This is a genomic window from Acidobacteriota bacterium (assembly GCA_012517875.1).
In the GTDB taxonomy this organism is placed as follows: Bacteria; Acidobacteriota; JAAYUB01; order JAAYUB01; family JAAYUB01; genus JAAYUB01.
In genome coordinates this window covers 1-15,913 of record JAAYUB010000150.1, presented here as the reverse complement: position 1 = coordinate 15,913, position 15,913 = coordinate 1, and the positions used below count along the sequence as shown (strand labels likewise).

Sequence of the window (15,913 nt, the reverse complement as noted above, 5' to 3'; positions counted from 1 at the left end):
TCTCGGTGGGGCTCAGCGATTTTTCCAGGAGCGGCGTGAAGCTGTAGCCGAAGAAGCTGAACGCCAGGTTGGACAGCGCGTCGTACGTCCGTTCCACGGGCTTGTACGACTCCACCGCGATGAGCGGGCTCATGGCCGGGGCGGCGGCGGGGAACTCCGGGATGTCCACCGTCTTGCTGAACTGGTGGGTCTGGCTGGTGATCTTGTTGTAGACCAGCAGGTCCAGCTTGAAGTGACCGGGCACGATGCCCACCTTGTCGAGGAACACCAGGGGCAGGTGCTGGACGTTCTTGAACTCCGCTTCGGAAAAGTACTGGACGAGGTCCTGGCTGGAGCGGTGGAGCACCTGGTCCTTGTCGTCGGAAATGTTGAGCGTGATCTGAAGCGCGGCGTAGTACTCGTCCTTGTAGCGGGCGATGCTCAGGTCCTTGGGCGCGATGTAAAACCCGTAGTGGAGGAGGGTGCGCCCCTCGCTGTCGGTGAACGGCAGGAAGGCCGCCTGCATGGGCACGAAGCCGAAGGTGTATCGGGTCTTCACCTTCTCGCGGAGCTTGGAGTCCGCCGGCAGGAACTGGGTCAGGTACTGGGTGGGGGCCTCCGCTTCAGGGACGCGGAAGATCTGGGCGACGAGCAGGTCCGAGGACATGGACGGCATCAGCTGGTCGAAATCCACGGGCTCGTTCGGGAAATACGTCAGGGTCGCGCGGGCCAGCTCTGCGTTGAGGCCGTACAGATAGTCGTAGGAGGACCGCCGGTCGTTGAAGGTGGCGGCGCTCACCAGCTTCTCCGGGCCGTCGTTGTACGGGCTGTACAGCTTGTAGGCGCCCGCGCCCTCCCGCTGCCAGAACAGGAGGTTGAAATTGTTGGGGATGCTGGGGTGCTGGCGCACCGAGTAGAACCACATCTGGATGGGATAGACCTGATACTGGGCTTCCCATTCGAACACCTGGGCCGGCGGGCCGAGCTGGATGTAGATCCGGCCGCGGTCGGTGCGCCAGCCGGGACCGCCTTCGCTGAACTTGGCGTTGGCGTATTCGATCCGGCGGTAGTGCTCCTCGCGGAACTCGTTTTTGGGCGTGCCCGGGGTGGGGTCGCGCGCCTCCCAGAAATTCAGGATGAACCGGTCCCGTTCCGCGTCGGTCTTCAGGTCCAGGAAAACGTCCCGCTCGATGCTGGCGATGATCCAGACGACCTCCTCCTCGATCCACTTGCGATGGTGCTCGGGCAGCGCCTTCAGACGCTTGTCGGCGGCCAGCAGCGCCGCCGTCGGCACGGCGAGCGCGAGGATCAGGATCGCGGCGAGGCGTCGGACGGCATGACGGTTCGGTACGTTCATCGGCGGTGCCACCTCCTGTGGGGCTCCAATTATACATCGAACCGGACTGCGCGCGGAACGGCTCATTCCCTTTCTAGATGCTGCCAGGCGGGTAAATGTTGAAGCGGCGGCAGATTGTTTCGTCCCCGGGTGGCCGGCCGGCATCTTTCCGGGGGAACGAACGGTTGCATGAGAGCCGGCGGATTCATATAATAACCCCCTTTGGGAGCCGTCCGATGAAATACCTGAAGCAGACCGTCTACATCCTGGCGCTGGCCGGCGCCGCGGCCCTCGCCGTGAACCATGTGCCCCGCACGCGGCTGTCGATCGCCGACTACGATCCGCGGCCCGATGTCACGGCGACGGCGCAGCAGCAGGACCTGCCCACCGTGGATCTGGCCGAAGCGTTCGAGTTGTATCACTCCGGCGGGGCCGTCTTCGTGGATGCCCGACCGTCCGAGCTGTTCGCCCAAGGGCGGATCCCCGGCGCCTTCAACGTGCCGGAAAAGGATTCCGGCGACTTCCTGGCCCAGTTCACCGGGATGGTCGCGGTGGACGAGCCCGTGGTCGTGTATTGCGACGGCGATGAGTGCCTGGCCTCCGTCCACGTGGCGGAACAGCTTCGCGCCCGGGGCTACCGGAATGTGAGCGTGTTCTTCGGCGGTTGGATGGCATGGACCGACGCCGCCCATGAGATCGAGTGGGACTGATTCAACCGGCCAGGCGACGAGGGAGGACCCATGAAACTGATCCTGAATCCCGTCTTTCAATTCCTCTGCCGGGCGGTGCTGGGCGGCGTGTTCCTTTGGGCCAGCGTCAGCAAGATCGCCGATCCGGCCGCTTTCGCCCAGTCCATCGTCAACTATAAAATCGTCACGGCACCCGTGTGGGTCAACCTGGCGGCGGTGATCCTGCCGTGGGTGGAACTGACCGCCGGCATCCTGCTCATCCTCAACGTGTGGTCCCGCGGCGCGTGGGTCATCCTCACCGGGCTGGTGCTCGTGTTCTCGGTGCTCATCGCCACCACGATGGTCCGCGGCATCGACATTGCCTGCGGCTGCTTCGGCTCGTCGGAGACCTCCCGGGTGGGCCTTGGGCTGCTCCTCCGAGACCTGGCGCTGCTCGTGCCCGCCGCGCTGGTCTTCCTCAAGTTCCGCGCCCAGGACGCGGCCGCCGTGCCGGCCGCACCCGCGGCCGTCCCCGAGGAAGTGCCCGCCAGCTAGGGCGATTTTACGAACCGCTGAGACGCAGAAACGCCGGGAGAACTCCGGATGTTTGAGCCTGGAATCGCCCCCGCGTTTCCATACCTCGGCGGTGATTGACTCCAATCGACAATTACAAATCGGGGATCCCGGCCAGCCACGGGAACGCGGCCAGCCAGCCGGCGGGGACGGCGGCGGTGAATCCGGCGGGCCGGTGCGTGCGCGGATGGGGCAGTTCCAGGCGCCGGGCGTGCAGGCCGAACACCAGCGGGTGCGCGGCGCCGCCGTACAGGGTGTCGCCCACGATGGGCGCGCCGATCCACGCCAGGTGCACTCGGATCTGGTGCGAGCGGCCGGTGCGGGGCGTCACCGCCAGGAGCGCCGTGCCGTCGGGACCCCGGCCCAGGCGGCGGTATTCGGTGAGCGACGCCTTGCCCCGCTCGCGGCTCACCTTGTACTGGTTGCGGCGGTCCACCCGGCGGGCGATGGCCGCCTCGATCCGGCCCTCGGAGCGCGCGGGGGCGGGCTGGACCAGCGCCAGGTACGTCTTCCGGACGCCGCCCCGGCGGAACAGCTCGTACACGGCCTTCTCGGCCGGCTCGTTTTTAGCGAACAGCAGCACCCCCGAGGTGGGCTGGTCCAGACGATGGAGCACCGCGGGGCGGTGCGCGGCGCCGGCGCGGGCCAGGTGCTCGGCGGCGCCGCGCTGGACGCTCCCCTCCTGGCCCGTAGCCGACAGCGCCACCGGCGTACCCGACGGCTTGTCCACCACCAGCAGATCGTCGTCTTCGAACAGGATGGCGGACGGCTCCAGGCGGAAGGTGCGGAACGGCTGGTCCGGGTCCACGCACACCTTGAGGCGGCCGCCGGCCGGGGCGGGCGTGGCGGCCACCTGGCGGCGCCGTCCGTCGAGGTAGCAGCCGCCGGCGACGATGATCCGCTGGGCCAGCTTGCGGGAGAGCTCCGGCCACAAGTCGGCGATGAGGCGATCCAGCCTCATGCCGGAGTGCTCCGAGGCGATCACCGCCGTGAACGTGCGCACACCCATCGTGTCCGCCTCCCGGCGCCGCGGGCCGCGGCAATCCCTAGTTCCCCGTCTCCGTCAGGATCCGGTCCACGAGCGCCCGGCCCTCGGGCGTGTCGGGGATGATGCCCGACGGGGGGAGCCGCCGCAGCATCTCGATCCAGTTCTTCTCCTGGGCGAAAACGTCGCGGAAAATGGGGAGCGCGCCCTCAAGCCGGTTGTTCGTGGCCAGGGTCACGGCGGTCCAGAAGCGCATCTCCACGTTGCCGGGCTGCAGCCGGGAGGCGGCGGCGTAGTGCTCCATGGCGGCGGCCAGGTCGTTCTTCTCCACGGCCAAGTCGCCGGCGTTCATCCGCTCGTAGGCGCGGTGCACCGCCAGCAGGCGCTTGAGCTCAGACACCGGGTCGGGATGGTCCTCCACCCGCAGGTCCATAAGCCGGTCGGCCCACGGCCGGCCGGTGGATTGGCCCCGCACCACCAGGATCGCCGCCGCCTGCCGGCCGCGGATGTCGCCGCCGGCCGCCTCGGCGGCTTCGAGCACCGCCAGCAGCCGCTCCGCCAGCGGCCCCGACGATGCCTCGAACGCCCGCCGCATGGCCGGCACCACTGCGTCGTTGAGCATCATGTTGGCCTGGACCGAGAACTGGGCGCCGGCGAGATGGCCGGCGCAGGCGACGCAGCGGGCGCCGGTGTGGGTGGCCACCCGCCCCTGGCTGTCGATGAAGGCGATCTGCCGCACCGCCTCGGCCGGATCGGCCGCCAACAGCGCCTTGAGGGCGTCGGGGGCCGACAAGCCGGTGCGCATCAGTTCCAGTCCCCGCGGTCCGTAGGCCGGCTCCACGAACGACTGGGTGGCCACGGCGCCAACGCCCGCCTCGGCCCAGGCGACGATGGTGCCTACGCTGAACCAGTGGGACTGCACGGCGACGCCCATCTCGCCGGTGCGCGGATCACGGGCGACGATGGAGTAGGTGTGTGCCAGCGGGCCGGCGGCCGGTGGTGCCGCCGGTGCCCAGAGGGTGAGCCCGAGCGCCCAGGCGAGGCTGACGAATAAAAGGTATTTGGCCATGGACGGATCTCCTGTCGGTTGATTCGAATGTGACAACTCCATGATAGCGGTGCGCCGCCGCGCCCGCAAGAGTCTCGGTCGGCAATGTGGTTCGCGACGGGATGACGGTTTGGAGTGCGGCGGCACGACGCCGCTTTGGATCGGCGTGGAGCACGACGGCAGGATCGAGGGGTTTGGGCGCCCGCTTCGCGGGAAACCAGAGCGCAGACGTGTCTGCGCACTCCAGACGGGAAACCGGAGCGCGGACATGTCTGCACACTCCAGAGCGTCTCTGGACCGAATCCCCGGAGCCGAGGCCCCAGGCCCGAGGTCCGATATCACTTGATCGGGAACGAGCCTCGAGCCCCGAGCCCCGACTACGATCACGATTACGACTTACGAGGACGGAGGGGCGGGGGAGAGAACCACGCGGGTCAGGGCGGTGTGCAGGGCGTCATGAAGCGCCGCCATTGACAGCGCGTACCCGGCGGCGGCGAGCGAAGTGACGAAGTCGCGATGGGAGCGGTCGCGACGGTAGTCGGGCTGGCGGCCGGGGGGGCGGAGGTAGCGCTCCATCAGCTCGGGCGACTCGGCCACGTTGAGCACGGCGTGGTAGAGCACCTGCCGGCGGTTGCGGTAGATCGAGGAGCCGAGGATCTTCCGGTCGCCCAGGGCGATGTCGGAGATGCCGCGCCGGGAGAGCCCTGTGACACCGAGGCCCGCCAGGGCGCGAATGGCGGCGCCGTTGAACAGCTCGAAGTAGCGCCGCGAGGCCATCTGATCCGCCGCGCGGTGCACGGCGGAGACGGCCAGGGTGCGGGGCGAGAGCACCACCGCCTCGCCGCCCGACGGGCGCTGGACCACCGCCACGCCGTCGGCGGCCGCCCGGTCGAGGAACACCGACGCAGCGGAGCTGTTGCCGCGGCCGATGACCACGCAGACGGCCGCCGGCTGCCACACGAGGCACCGGTACACCGCGCCGTCGGCGTTGAGCAGCTCGCGGTCGGGGAAATCGTAGGGGGCCGGTTCTTCCGTGATCATGGCGGCGTGACCGAAGAAGAAGGTTGAGGGTTGTGAGTTGAGGGTTGAGAGTCGGGGAAAATCAGTTGTGAGAATAGAAGATCCATAATCCAATTGTGAATGATGAATTCAAGCTGAGGTATTTCATCCTATCGCACCTCAACTCCAACCCTCAACCCTTAACCACTACCCAATCACCTATTCACCTACTCACCTACTCACCTACTCACCCATTCACCCATTCACCATAAGCTTCGACTAAGATGACGATTACGAATTACGATTACGAGCACGAACCATCAACTATCAACCATCAACTATCAACCATCAACTATCAACTATCAACTATCAACCATCAATTATTCGTGGAGCGGACGGCCCAGCGCCGCCAGGCCCGCTTCGAGGAACACCTCCGACACCGTGGGGTGGGCGTGCGCGATGCGCGCCACATCATGGACGGTCCCCTCGGCCTGGATGATGGCGGCGGCCTCGGCGATCATGTCGGTGGCATGGGCGGCGACGATCTGCACGCCCAGCACCTCGCCGAAGCGTCGCTCCGCGAGCAGGCGGATGAAGCCCTCGGCGTTCCCCTCGGCCAGCGCCTTGGCGTTGGCCGCCAACGGGTACTCGTGGACCCGGTAGTCGATCCCGCGGGCCTGGATTTCGGGCTCGGTGAGCCCCACCTGGGCGATCTCGGGGAAGGTGTAGATGTTGAGCGGGTAGCGGCGCGCGTCCAATTTCCACCGCACGCCCTGGATCACGTTGACGGCGTGCAGCCCCTGGGCCGACGCGGCGTGGGCGGTGGCGCTGCGGCCGTTCACATCGCCCACAGCGAAGAGTGTCGAATGGCCCGCCTGGAGGTAGTCGTCGGTGAAGACGAAGCCGTCGTCGAGGGTGAGCTCGAACTCCACCTTAGGGATGACCGCACGGCGCCGCGCGGCGTTGAGCACCCGCTCGCACAGGATCCGCTCCTCGCCCACGAGGATGCCGCCGGCGGTGCCGCCGGTGGGGACGGCCTCGAGGAGGACCCGCACACCCTGGTGGCGCAGCCGGTTGAGGGCGTAGGTCGACAGGTAGGGATCCGCCATGGGCAGCAGCGTCGCCGCCGGCGAGACCAGCGTCACCACGCTGCCGGCCATCTTGAGGAGCAGCGCCAGCTCCATGGCGTTGGGTCCCTGGCCCACCACGGCGACGCTGGCGGGGAGCGCGCGCAGGGCGAACAGCCCGTCGATCTCCAGGGCCAGCTCCGGCGGCACCGCCGCCGGAAGCGGTGCGGGCCGGGAGCCGGTGGCCAGGATCACGCGCCCGGCCTCGATCACCCGCCGGCCCACCCGGACCGTCGTGGGCGCGAGGAGCTCGGCCTCGCCGCGGATGGTCTCGACGCCGTACCGGCCGAGGTAGACCTCGATGTTGCCGGCCAGCCGCTGGACCACCCGGCTGGCGCGGTCCCGGGCGGCGCCCCAGTTGAGCCGGAGCTTCGATTCGTCGATGCCGTCAATGCCGAACTGCCGGGCCTGGCGGATCCGCTCCAGGAGCCGGGCGCTCTCGAGCATGGCCTTGGTGGGGATGCAGCCCCAGTTCAGGCACATACCGCCGACATGGTCCCTCTCCACCAGGGCGGTCTTGAGGCCCACCTGGCCGGCACGGATGGCCGCCACGTAGCCGGCGGGTCCGGCGCCCACGATCAGCAGGTCATAATCCGGCGTTGTCTTGCGCTCCATGTTCATGGCTCCTCTCTTCTGCTTCTGCCCGATTCAACCACTCACCGATTCACCGAATTTGCTATTCACCCAACAACATTCCCACCGGCTCCCGCAGCGACGCCATCACGTCGTTGAGGAAGCGCGTGGTGGCGCCGCCGTCCACGATCCGGTGGTCCACCGACAGCGACAGCGGCATCACGCGGCCCACGGCGAGCTGGCCGTCCTTGACCACCGGCCGCTCCACGACGCGGCCGATGCCGAGGATGGCCGCTTGCGGATAGTTGATCACCGGCACGCCGAACAGCCCGCCGATGGCGCCGTAGTTGGTCACGGTGAAGGTGCCGCCCTTGAAGTCGTCCAGGGTCAGCTTGCGCTCGCGGGCCCGGGCGGCGAACTCCTGGATCCGTGCCGCCAGCTCCAGGATGCTGAGCCGGTCGGCGTGTCGGATCACCGGGACCACCAGGCCGTCGTCGGTGTCCACGGCGATGCCGATGTTCACGTCGAGCTGGTAGACCATCCGGTTGTTCTCGAGGTCGAGCTGGGAGTTCAAACTCCGGTGGCGCTTCAGCGCTCCGGCGACGGCCTTGAGCACGAACGGCAGGTAGGTCAGGCTCACCCCCCGGGCCTGGAGGCGGTCCTTGTGGTCCCGCCGCAGCGCCACGAGCGCCGAGACTTCCACCTCGTCAATCACCGTCATATGGGCGGCGGTCCCCTTCGACACGGCCATGTTGCGGGCGATGGCCTTCCGGATCATGGAGAGCGGCTCGTACTCCACCCGCGGCACGTCCGGTGCCGGCGCGGCCGCCGGGGCTGGTGCCGGCGCGGCGGTGCGAAGCCGGTCGTAGTGCGCCTGGATGTCCGACTTCATCACCCGGCCGCCGGGGCCGGTGCCCGCCACCTGGTCGATGTCGACGCCGAGCTCCCGGGCCATGGCCCGCGACACCGGCGTGGCCAACGCTTTGCGGCGCGGCGCGGCCTCCGGCGCGACGGGCGCGGCGGGGAGCCCCTCGCTGCCGGCGGGGAGCACGGCGGCGTCGCCGGCCACCTCGATGGTGCCGACGACGCCGAAGCCCGCCTCGTCCACCGGCTCCTGGGTCCTGGGTTTCGGCTTCTCGGCGGCGATGGCCTGGGCCTCGGCGCCGGCGACGCCCTCGATCTCGAGCTCGATCAGCGCGTCGCCCACGTTGATGATCTCGCCCACGGCGCCGAAGCGGTCCACCACGGCGCCGTCGCGCGGGGCGGGGATGTCGGCCACCACCTTGTCGGTCTCCACCTGGACCACCGGGTCGCCCATGGCCACCCGTTGGCCCTTCTCGACGTGCCACTTCAGGATCTTGCCCTCGTGGACGCCTTCGCCGATGTCGGGGAACTTGAAGATGTAACGCATGACGCTGTCCTCCAGGCTGCCGGGTGGCGGCTCAGTAGTCGACCACTTTCTTCAGCTCGTAGTAGATCCGCTCGGGGGAGTGGAAGTAGAAATGCTCGCCCCGCGCGTACGGCGGCGCCGTGTCGAAGCCGGCCAGCCGGGCCGGCGGTGCGGCCAGGCTGAGGAACGCTTCCTCGTTGACGATGGTGACGAGCTCGGCGGCCACGCCGCAGGTGGCGGGCCCCTCGGTCACGGCGAGGAAGCGGCCGGTCTTGCGCACGGAGGCCGCGATGGTCGGGCGGTCGACGGGGTAGATGGTGCGCAGGTCGATCAGCTCCGCCGAGATGCCGTCCTTCTTGGCCAGAGCCAGCGCCTTCTGCGTCTCGCGCACGTTGGCGCCGTAGGTGACCACCGTGACGTCGGTCCCCTCGGTGAGCACCTTGGCCTTGCCGATGGGCAGGGTGTACTTCTGGAGCGGCACCTCCTGCTTCACGGCGCGGTAGATGCGCTTCGGCTCCATGAAGATGACGGGATCGTCCGACTCGATGGCGGCGATGAGCAGGCCCTTGGCGTCGTACGGCGTCGAGGGGATGACGACTTTCAGCCCCGGCGTGTGCGCCAGCAGCGCCTCCGGGCTCTCGGAGTGCTGCTCCAGCGCGCGGATGTTGCCGCCGTACGGGAACCGGACCACCAGGCGCATGGGATACTTGCCGCGGGTGCGGTTGCGCATGCGGGCCACGTGGCAGACGAGCTGGTTGAAGGCCGGGTAGAGGAAGCCGCAGAACTGGATCTCGACCACCGGGCGGAGCCCCGCGGCGGCCATGCCGACGGCCGTGCCCATGATGCCCGACTCGGCCAGCGGGCTGTCGAAGACGCGGGCCTCGCCGTGCCGGGCCTGTAGTCCCTCGGTGGCGCGGAAGACGCCGCCCTCGAGGCCCACGTCCTCGCCGTAGACGACGATCGCCGGGTCTTCGGCCAGCTTGAGGTCCAGGGCGTGATTGACCGCCTGGACGAGGGTCATGACCTGGGTGTTCATCGGTGCGACTCCTTCCAGTTCTCGAACTTCTGGTACGCGACCAGCTGGTGTTTGAGATCGTCGGGCATTTCGGCGTAGTGGTGCACGAAGACGTCCTCGAGGGGGTACGGCTCGTTCTCCTGGGCGAGGAACTGGGCGTCGATGTCCTTGCGGAACTGGGCGACGAGCGCCTCCTCGTCCTCGGCCCGCCACAGGCCTCGGTCGGCCAGGTGGGCCCGCAGCCGTTTCACCGGCTCGCGCTCGGCCCACCGGGCCTCCTCCTCGGCGGAGCGGTAGCGGCCGGGGTCGTCCGAGGTGGTGTGGGCACCCAGGCGGTAGGTCACCGCTTCGATGAGCACCGGGCCGTTCCCGGCGCGGGCGTGCTCCGCCGCTGCGGCGGCCGCGGCGTAGACGGCGAAGAAGTCGTTGCCGTCCACCTGGATGCCGGCGATGCCGTAGCCCAGCGCCTTGACGGCGATGGAGGGCGCCGCAGTCTGCTTCGACAGGTGGCAGGAGATGGCGTACTGGTTGTTCTGGCACACGAACACCACCGGCGCACGCCAGACCCCGGCGAAGTTGAGCGCCTCGTGGAAATCGCCCTGCGAGGTGCCGCCCTCGCCGAAGAAGGTGAACGCGGCGCCGGGCTTGCCCTGGTACTTGAGGGCGTAGCCGATGCCGGCGGCGTGCAGGAGCTGCGAGGCGATGGGCACCGACCACGGCAGCATGTTTTTGGCCTCGGGCAGGCGACAACCCTGCTCGTGGCCGCCGAAATAGAGGAAGATGTCCTTCATCCGGGCGCCCTTGGCCAACCAGGCCCCCAGCTCGCGGTAGGCCGGGGCCAGCCAGTCCTCGTCGCGCATTACCATGCCCACGGCGACGCTGATGGCCTCCTGGCCGTAGTTGGGCGGATAGGTGTACATGCGGCCCTGGCGCTGGTACGACACGGCCATGGCATCGGCGGTGCGAACGTAGAGCATCCGCCGCAGCGCCTCGACGGCCTGCTCGTCGGCCAGCGCCGGCATCCACTCGGGGTGGATGATCCGGCCCTCGTCGTCCATGATCTGCAGCCGCCCGCCGGCGGCGGGACTGAACGCCTCGAACAATGGGTGGGCCATGCGATTCTCCCTGCGCGGATTGGGCTTCCGGGGCGGTGCCGGCGCCGCCGGATGCGGCCGGAAGCCGGATTCCATTAATAATCGTTTACGGAACCGCCGTCCCGACCGGCGCGACCCCACGCCGCGGCCCGGGACGGACGTCTGGTGAGATGCCGCCGGCCGGCGGCGCGATTCACTCCGGCGGGAGAACTTTGCCGCCGGGCGTCGCCAAACTGTTTGACACGGCGACCGGGTCCGGGTGTATCCTCGGCGACTGGCCGCCGGCGTTGCCGGCGGTGAGAGGGAACATGAACACGGACGACATCCAGGCCCTGCTCCAGTGGTACCGCGCCACGCGGCGCGATCTGCCGTGGCGCCGCACCCGGAACATCTACCGGATCTGGGTCTCGGAGGTCATGCTCCAGCAGACCCAGGTGGCCGCGGCCACGCCCTACTACCGGCGGTTCCTGGCGCGCTTCCCCACGGTGGCGGCGCTGGCGGCGTCGCCGCTGGACGACGTGCTCAAGGCCTGGGAGGGGCTCGGGTACTACGGCCGCGCCCGTAACCTGCACGCGGCCGCGCGGCAGGTCGTGACGGCGCACGGCGGCCGCGTCCCGCGCACGCCGGCGACGTTCCGCCGCCTGCCCGGCGTGGGCGACTACATCGCCGCCGCGGTGCTCAGCATCGCCGCTGGGGAGCCGCTGCCGGTTGTGGACGGCAACGTGCTGCGGGTGTGGGCCCGCTGGCGCTGCCTCCGCGAGGACGTCCGGACGGCCCGCGCCCGCAACCGGATCCGCCGCGAGCTGGCTGCCGTGATCCCGGCGGCGGCGCCCGGGGATTTCAACCAGGCGCTCATGGAACTGGGCGCTCGGGTGTGCGTGCCGCGCACGCCGCGGTGCGCCGAGTGTCCACTGGCCCGCCGGTGCGCGGCCCGGCGGACGGGCGAAGCTGCGGCGCTGCCCGTGCGCGCGGTCCTGCGGGCGGCGCCGCTCCGGCGCGTCGTGGTGGCGGTGATCGTTCGGCGGGGACGGGTGTTCATCCAGCAGCGTCCCGCCGACGGCTTCCTCGGCGGCCTCTGGGAGTTTCCCGGCGGCAAGATCGAGCCGGGCGAAACGCCCGAGACGGCGCTGGCGCGCGAGTGCCGCGAGGAGATCGGCGTGGCGCCGGCGGCGATCGCGCCGCTGGCGGAGGTGCGGCACGCGTACAGCCACTTCCGGGCGCACCTGCACGTGTTCGTCTGCCGGCTGGGGCGCGGCGCGGCGCCCCGCGCGGCGGCGGCCGGCCGCTGGGTCACGGCGGCGGAACTGGACGACTACGCCTTCCCCGGGGCGAACCGAAAGTTCTTCCCGCAGCTGCGGGAATGGCTCCGGTCTGAATCCCACCCCGGGGGCGGATGAATCTTAGAGTCATAGCGCCGCTTGTGGGGCGGCGCGGTTTTGGGGGTGGCCATGAATGAAAAGCAATCGTCGGCGGAGCCGGAGCCGGGCGCGCCGGCAGGCCTCCACACGGTGGTCGAGGCGCTGAGCCGACCCGACTCGTACGCGCCGCTGCTCCACGAGAGCGCCTACCACGTGCCCATGCCGTCGCTGGACGCCCTGGCCGAGATGATGGCCTGCCTGCGCGCGGCGCTGTTCCCCGGCTATTTCGGCCACACCGACATCCATCCGGGCAACATGCCCTTCTACATGGGCACGCTGCTGGACCGGGCCCGGGCCATCCTGGCCGAGCAGGTGAAACGGGGCCTCTGCTTCGCCTGCGTCGGGCTCACCCGCCCGCAGTGCGTCGCCTGCGAGCGCCGCTCCGACGAAGTGGCCGCCGCGTTGCTCGGCGCGCTGCCGGAACTGCGCCGGCTGCTGGCCACCGACGTCGCCGCGGCCTTTGACGGCGATCCGGCGGCGCTGAGCCCCGGCGAGGTGATCAGCTGCTACCCGAGTATCCACGCGGTGACCAACTACCGGGTTGCCCACGCGCTGCACCGCCTCGGCGTGCCGCTCATTCCGCGGATCCTCACCGAGCGCGCCCACTCCGACACCGGCATCGACATCCACCCCGGCGCCGAGATCGGCGAACGCTTCTTCATCGACCACGGCACCGGCGTGGTCATCGGCGAGACGTGCGTCATCGGGCGCAACGTCCGCCTGTACCAGGGGGTGACCCTGGGGGCCAAGAGCTTCCCGCTGGACGCGGCCGGCAAGCCCATCAAGGGCGTCCCGCGCCACCCCATCGTCGAGGACGACGTGATCATCTACTCCGGCGCCACGGTGCTGGGGCGGATCACCATCGGCCGCGGCTCGGTGATCGGCGGCAACGTCTGGCTCACCCATAGCGTTCCACCCCGCAGCCGCGTCCAGCAGGGCCGGCTGCAGGAGTCCAGCTACGAAAACGGCGGCGGCATCTGAACCGTCGCGCCAGGAGGCCAGTGACCGTGACACACACATCCACCCGACGACACCGTCCCCTCATCGCCGGCAGCATGCTGGAGCTGGTGGGTAACACCCCGCTGGTGCGCCTGCCGAAGCTCTCGGCCGGACTGCCCGGCGCGGTGGTGGCCAAGCTGGAGTTCTTCAACCCGTGCGCCAGCGTCAAGGACCGTCTCGGCCTGGCTCTCATCGAAGCGGCCGAGGCCGACGGCCGGCTGCGTCCCGGCATGACCGTCGTCGAGCCCACGAGCGGCAACACGGGCATCGGCCTGGCGTTCGTCGCGGCGGTGAAGGGCTACCGGGTGCTTCTCACCATGCCCGAGACCATGAGCGTGGAGCGCCGCAAGCTGCTTGCCGCATTCGGCGCGGAGATCCGCCTGACTCCCGGCGCCGCCGGCATGCGCGGCGCGGTGGCGGCGGCCGAGCAACTGGCGGCGGAACACTCGGACTACTTCATGCCCCAACAATTCAAGAACCCGGCCAACATCGCGATGCACCGCCGGACAACCGCCCTGGAGGTCTGGGAGGACACCGGCGGCCGGGTGGACGTCTTCGTCGCCGGCGTGGGCACCGGCGGCACCGTGACCGGCGTGGGCGAGGCGCTGAAACAGCTGAAACCGTCGGTCCGCATCGTAGCCGTGGAGCCGGCCGAGTCGCCGGTGCTCTCGGGCGGTCAGCCGGCGCCCCACCCCATCCAGGGGATCGGTGCCGGTTTCGTGCCCGAGGTGCTGAACCGCGCGGTCATCGACGAGATCGCCACCGTGGACGCCGCGGAGGCCAAAGCCGTCACCCTGCGACTGGCCCGCGAGGAGGGGATCCTGGCCGGCATCTCCAGCGGGGCCATCGTGGCGGCGGCCTTGCGGGTGGCCGGCCGGCCGGAGAGCGCCGGCCGGATGATCGTGGCGGTGGTCTGCGACACCGGCGAGCGGTACCTGTCGACCACGCTGTTCGAGTAGGATTCGGGACGATCCGCCAGTTTTTGCGGCGAGGCTAGAGGCTCGAGACTCGAGGCTCGTTCCCGATCATCGGACATCGGATTTCGGACCTGGGACCTGGGTTCTGGGTCCTCGATCACAGAACCCGGAGCCTCGTACCCATTCACCGATTCACCCGTCCACCTTGAACCTCAATCATGATTACGCTCACGATTACGAATTGTGATTACGATTATGAGCACGAGGGATCTGTGACGAGCCTCGAACCTCGAGTCTCGAGCCCCGATGTCCGCCGTCCGACGTCCGAATTCCGATTGACACCACTCTGTTTTCCCTTAATCTGAAGCTTCGCGACGGAAGGTGCGCCGCCCCATGAACTGGATCGCCATCATCGGAATCGCCTTCGCCCTGGCCATGGACGCCTTCGCCGTGGCGCTGGCGGCGAGCGCTGCGTTGCGGGAGGTTTCGCCGCGGCAGTGCTTTCGATTGTCCTTCCACTTCGGGCTGTTCCAGTTCCTGATGCCCATCGTCGGCTGGGGGCTGGGCTCCACTCTGGCGGGCCATGTGTCCGCATTCGACCACTGGGTGGCCTTCACCTTACTGGCGGTCGTGGGCGGCAAGATGGTCTGGGAATCGTTCGACGGCGAGGACGCCGCGCGGTACCGCTCCGATCCCACCCGGGGCTGGTCGCTGGTGGCGCTGTCAGTGGCCACGAGTATCGACGCGCTGGCCGTGGGGATCAGTTTCTCTATGCTCGGGGTGCACGTGCTCTACCCCAGCCTGGTCATCGGCGCGGTGGCCGCGGCGATGACGCTCGTGGGGATGCGCTGCGGCGGTGCGCTGGGCGCACGCTTCGGCCGCTGGATGGAACTGGCCGGCGGCCTGGTGCTGCTGGCCATCGGGCTGAAGATCCTCTCCGAACACGGTGTGTTCTAAGACCGGCGCGCCGGTTCCATGCCGGTTGCGAAACCGGCGGCTCCTGCGCTCATTGGCGCACCGGCCGGCGGGCTTCGCCGTTTATTTCCAATCCGAATGGTTGTAGAATGCCCGCTGGATCAGCTGCCGTTTTCGGTGCGGCCGGACGGATTCCGGGCCGGATGAACGCCGGAGCATGGCGGTTCACAAGCCCGGGCAGCCGCCAAGGACCGGCCGGCAGTCGCGCCAACGGTCACCCGACCCTGAGGACGGATGCGATGGTGGACTTCCTCTTTTCCAAGAAGAAACGGGACGAACGGCGGCAGGCCGAGGACCTGCTGGCGCGCGGCGACGCCGACGCGGCGGTGAAGATCTTCCGCCAGCTCGGTCACACCGCCGGCCTGCGGGCGGCGGCCGAACACTACCTCACCCACAACAACGTCAAGAAGGCGGCGCAGCTCTACGAGGAAACGGCGTGCACCGAAGGGCTGCACCGGGTGGCCGGCTTGTGGCTGGAGCGCGGCAACTTCGGCGAGACCGAGCGCGTCCTCAAGCTCATCCACCGCGAGGTGCCGGCGGCGGAGTACCTCCGTCTGGCGCGGACCTTTCTGGCGCGCGGCGACTTGGCCGCGGCCGAGAAGGCGTTCGCCGCCGCGGGTCATGAAGCCGGGCTGGGCGAACTGGCGGAACGGTATCTGGACAAGCACGATCTGGGCAACGCCGTGCGGCTCCTCCGGCGGCTCGGCGACCGGGACGGGCTGGCCCGCTGCGCCCGCGCCTATCTGGACGCCGGCGATTTCAACCGGGCGGAGAAGCTGTTCGCGGAGCTCGGCGACGAAGCCGGGCGGCGCGATGC

15 protein-coding genes are annotated in these 15,913 nt (G+C 69.1%); 7 read left to right on the top strand and 8 right to left on the bottom strand.

Features of this window, described 5'->3' with window-relative positions; genetic code table 11:
- Positions 1-1,336: GWxTD domain-containing protein (locus tag GX414_15115; GenBank protein ID NLI48432.1), on the bottom strand; the 1,336-nt coding region annotated here is incomplete at its 3' end.
- Between the two features lie 215 nt (positions 1,337-1,551).
- Between GX414_15115 and GX414_15110 the strand changes: the two genes are divergently transcribed.
- On the top strand, positions 1,552-2,025 hold the full coding sequence (locus tag GX414_15110) for a rhodanese-like domain-containing protein (protein NLI48431.1): 474 nt from the start codon (positions 1,552-1,554) through the stop codon (positions 2,023-2,025).
- Positions 2,026-2,055: 30 nt separating this feature from the next.
- Complete coding sequence (locus GX414_15105; protein NLI48430.1) at positions 2,056-2,538, top strand: DoxX family membrane protein; 483 nt, start codon at positions 2,056-2,058, stop codon at positions 2,536-2,538.
- A gap of 112 nt (positions 2,539-2,650) precedes the next feature.
- On the opposite strand, the gene GX414_15100 is transcribed toward GX414_15105, so the two are convergent.
- From GX414_15100 to pdhA, 7 genes are all read right to left on the bottom strand, one after another.
- On the bottom strand, positions 2,651-3,565 hold the full coding sequence (locus GX414_15100; GenBank protein NLI48429.1) for an RluA family pseudouridine synthase: 915 nt from the start codon (positions 3,563-3,565) through the stop codon (positions 2,651-2,653).
- A 37-nt stretch (positions 3,566-3,602) separates the two neighbouring features.
- Positions 3,603-4,610, bottom strand: coding sequence for a DUF1028 domain-containing protein (locus GX414_15095; GenBank protein NLI48428.1), 1,008 nt, complete (start codon positions 4,608-4,610; stop codon positions 3,603-3,605).
- Between the two features lie 375 nt (positions 4,611-4,985).
- Positions 4,986-5,630, bottom strand: coding sequence for a hypothetical protein (locus GX414_15090; GenBank protein ID NLI48427.1), 645 nt, complete (start codon positions 5,628-5,630; stop codon positions 4,986-4,988).
- 338 nt (positions 5,631-5,968) lie between these two features.
- A complete protein-coding gene (locus GX414_15085) occupies positions 5,969-7,330 on the bottom strand; it encodes an FAD-dependent oxidoreductase (protein NLI48426.1) in 1,362 nt (453 codons plus the stop codon).
- Between the two features lie 61 nt (positions 7,331-7,391).
- Complete coding sequence (locus GX414_15080; protein ID NLI48425.1) at positions 7,392-8,699, bottom strand: 2-oxo acid dehydrogenase subunit E2; 1,308 nt, start codon at positions 8,697-8,699, stop codon at positions 7,392-7,394.
- 31 nt (positions 8,700-8,730) lie between these two features.
- Positions 8,731-9,714 carry an alpha-ketoacid dehydrogenase subunit beta gene (locus GX414_15075; GenBank protein ID NLI48424.1) on the bottom strand — a complete coding sequence of 328 codons (984 nt, stop codon included), beginning with the start codon at positions 9,712-9,714 and terminating at the stop codon, positions 8,731-8,733.
- Positions 9,711-10,808 (bottom strand): pyruvate dehydrogenase (acetyl-transferring) E1 component subunit alpha, encoded by a 1,098-nt coding sequence (gene pdhA, locus GX414_15070; GenBank protein ID NLI48423.1) that lies wholly within the window; start codon positions 10,806-10,808, stop codon positions 9,711-9,713. Before pdhA ends, GX414_15075 begins: the two co-directional genes overlap by 4 nt.
- 311 nt (positions 10,809-11,119) lie before the next feature.
- Between pdhA and mutY the strand changes: the two genes are divergently transcribed.
- The 5 genes from mutY to GX414_15045 form a co-directional block, all read left to right on the top strand.
- Positions 11,120-12,184, top strand: coding sequence for an A/G-specific adenine glycosylase (gene mutY / locus GX414_15065; GenBank protein ID NLI48422.1), 1,065 nt, complete (start codon positions 11,120-11,122; stop codon positions 12,182-12,184).
- A gap of 51 nt (positions 12,185-12,235) precedes the next feature.
- Positions 12,236-13,186: a serine acetyltransferase gene (locus GX414_15060; GenBank protein NLI48421.1), complete on the top strand. Its 951-nt coding sequence runs from the start codon at positions 12,236-12,238 to the stop codon at positions 13,184-13,186.
- A gap of 74 nt (positions 13,187-13,260) precedes the next feature.
- Positions 13,261-14,163 (top strand): cysteine synthase A, encoded by a 903-nt coding sequence (cysK, locus tag GX414_15055; protein ID NLI48420.1) that lies wholly within the window; start codon positions 13,261-13,263, stop codon positions 14,161-14,163.
- Between the two features lie 351 nt (positions 14,164-14,514).
- Positions 14,515-15,078 (top strand): manganese efflux pump, encoded by a 564-nt coding sequence (locus GX414_15050; GenBank protein ID NLI48419.1) that lies wholly within the window; start codon positions 14,515-14,517, stop codon positions 15,076-15,078.
- Positions 15,079-15,335: 257 nt separating this feature from the next.
- A partial coding sequence (locus tag GX414_15045; protein NLI48418.1) for a hypothetical protein occupies positions 15,336-15,913 on the top strand: 578 nt, incomplete at its 3' end.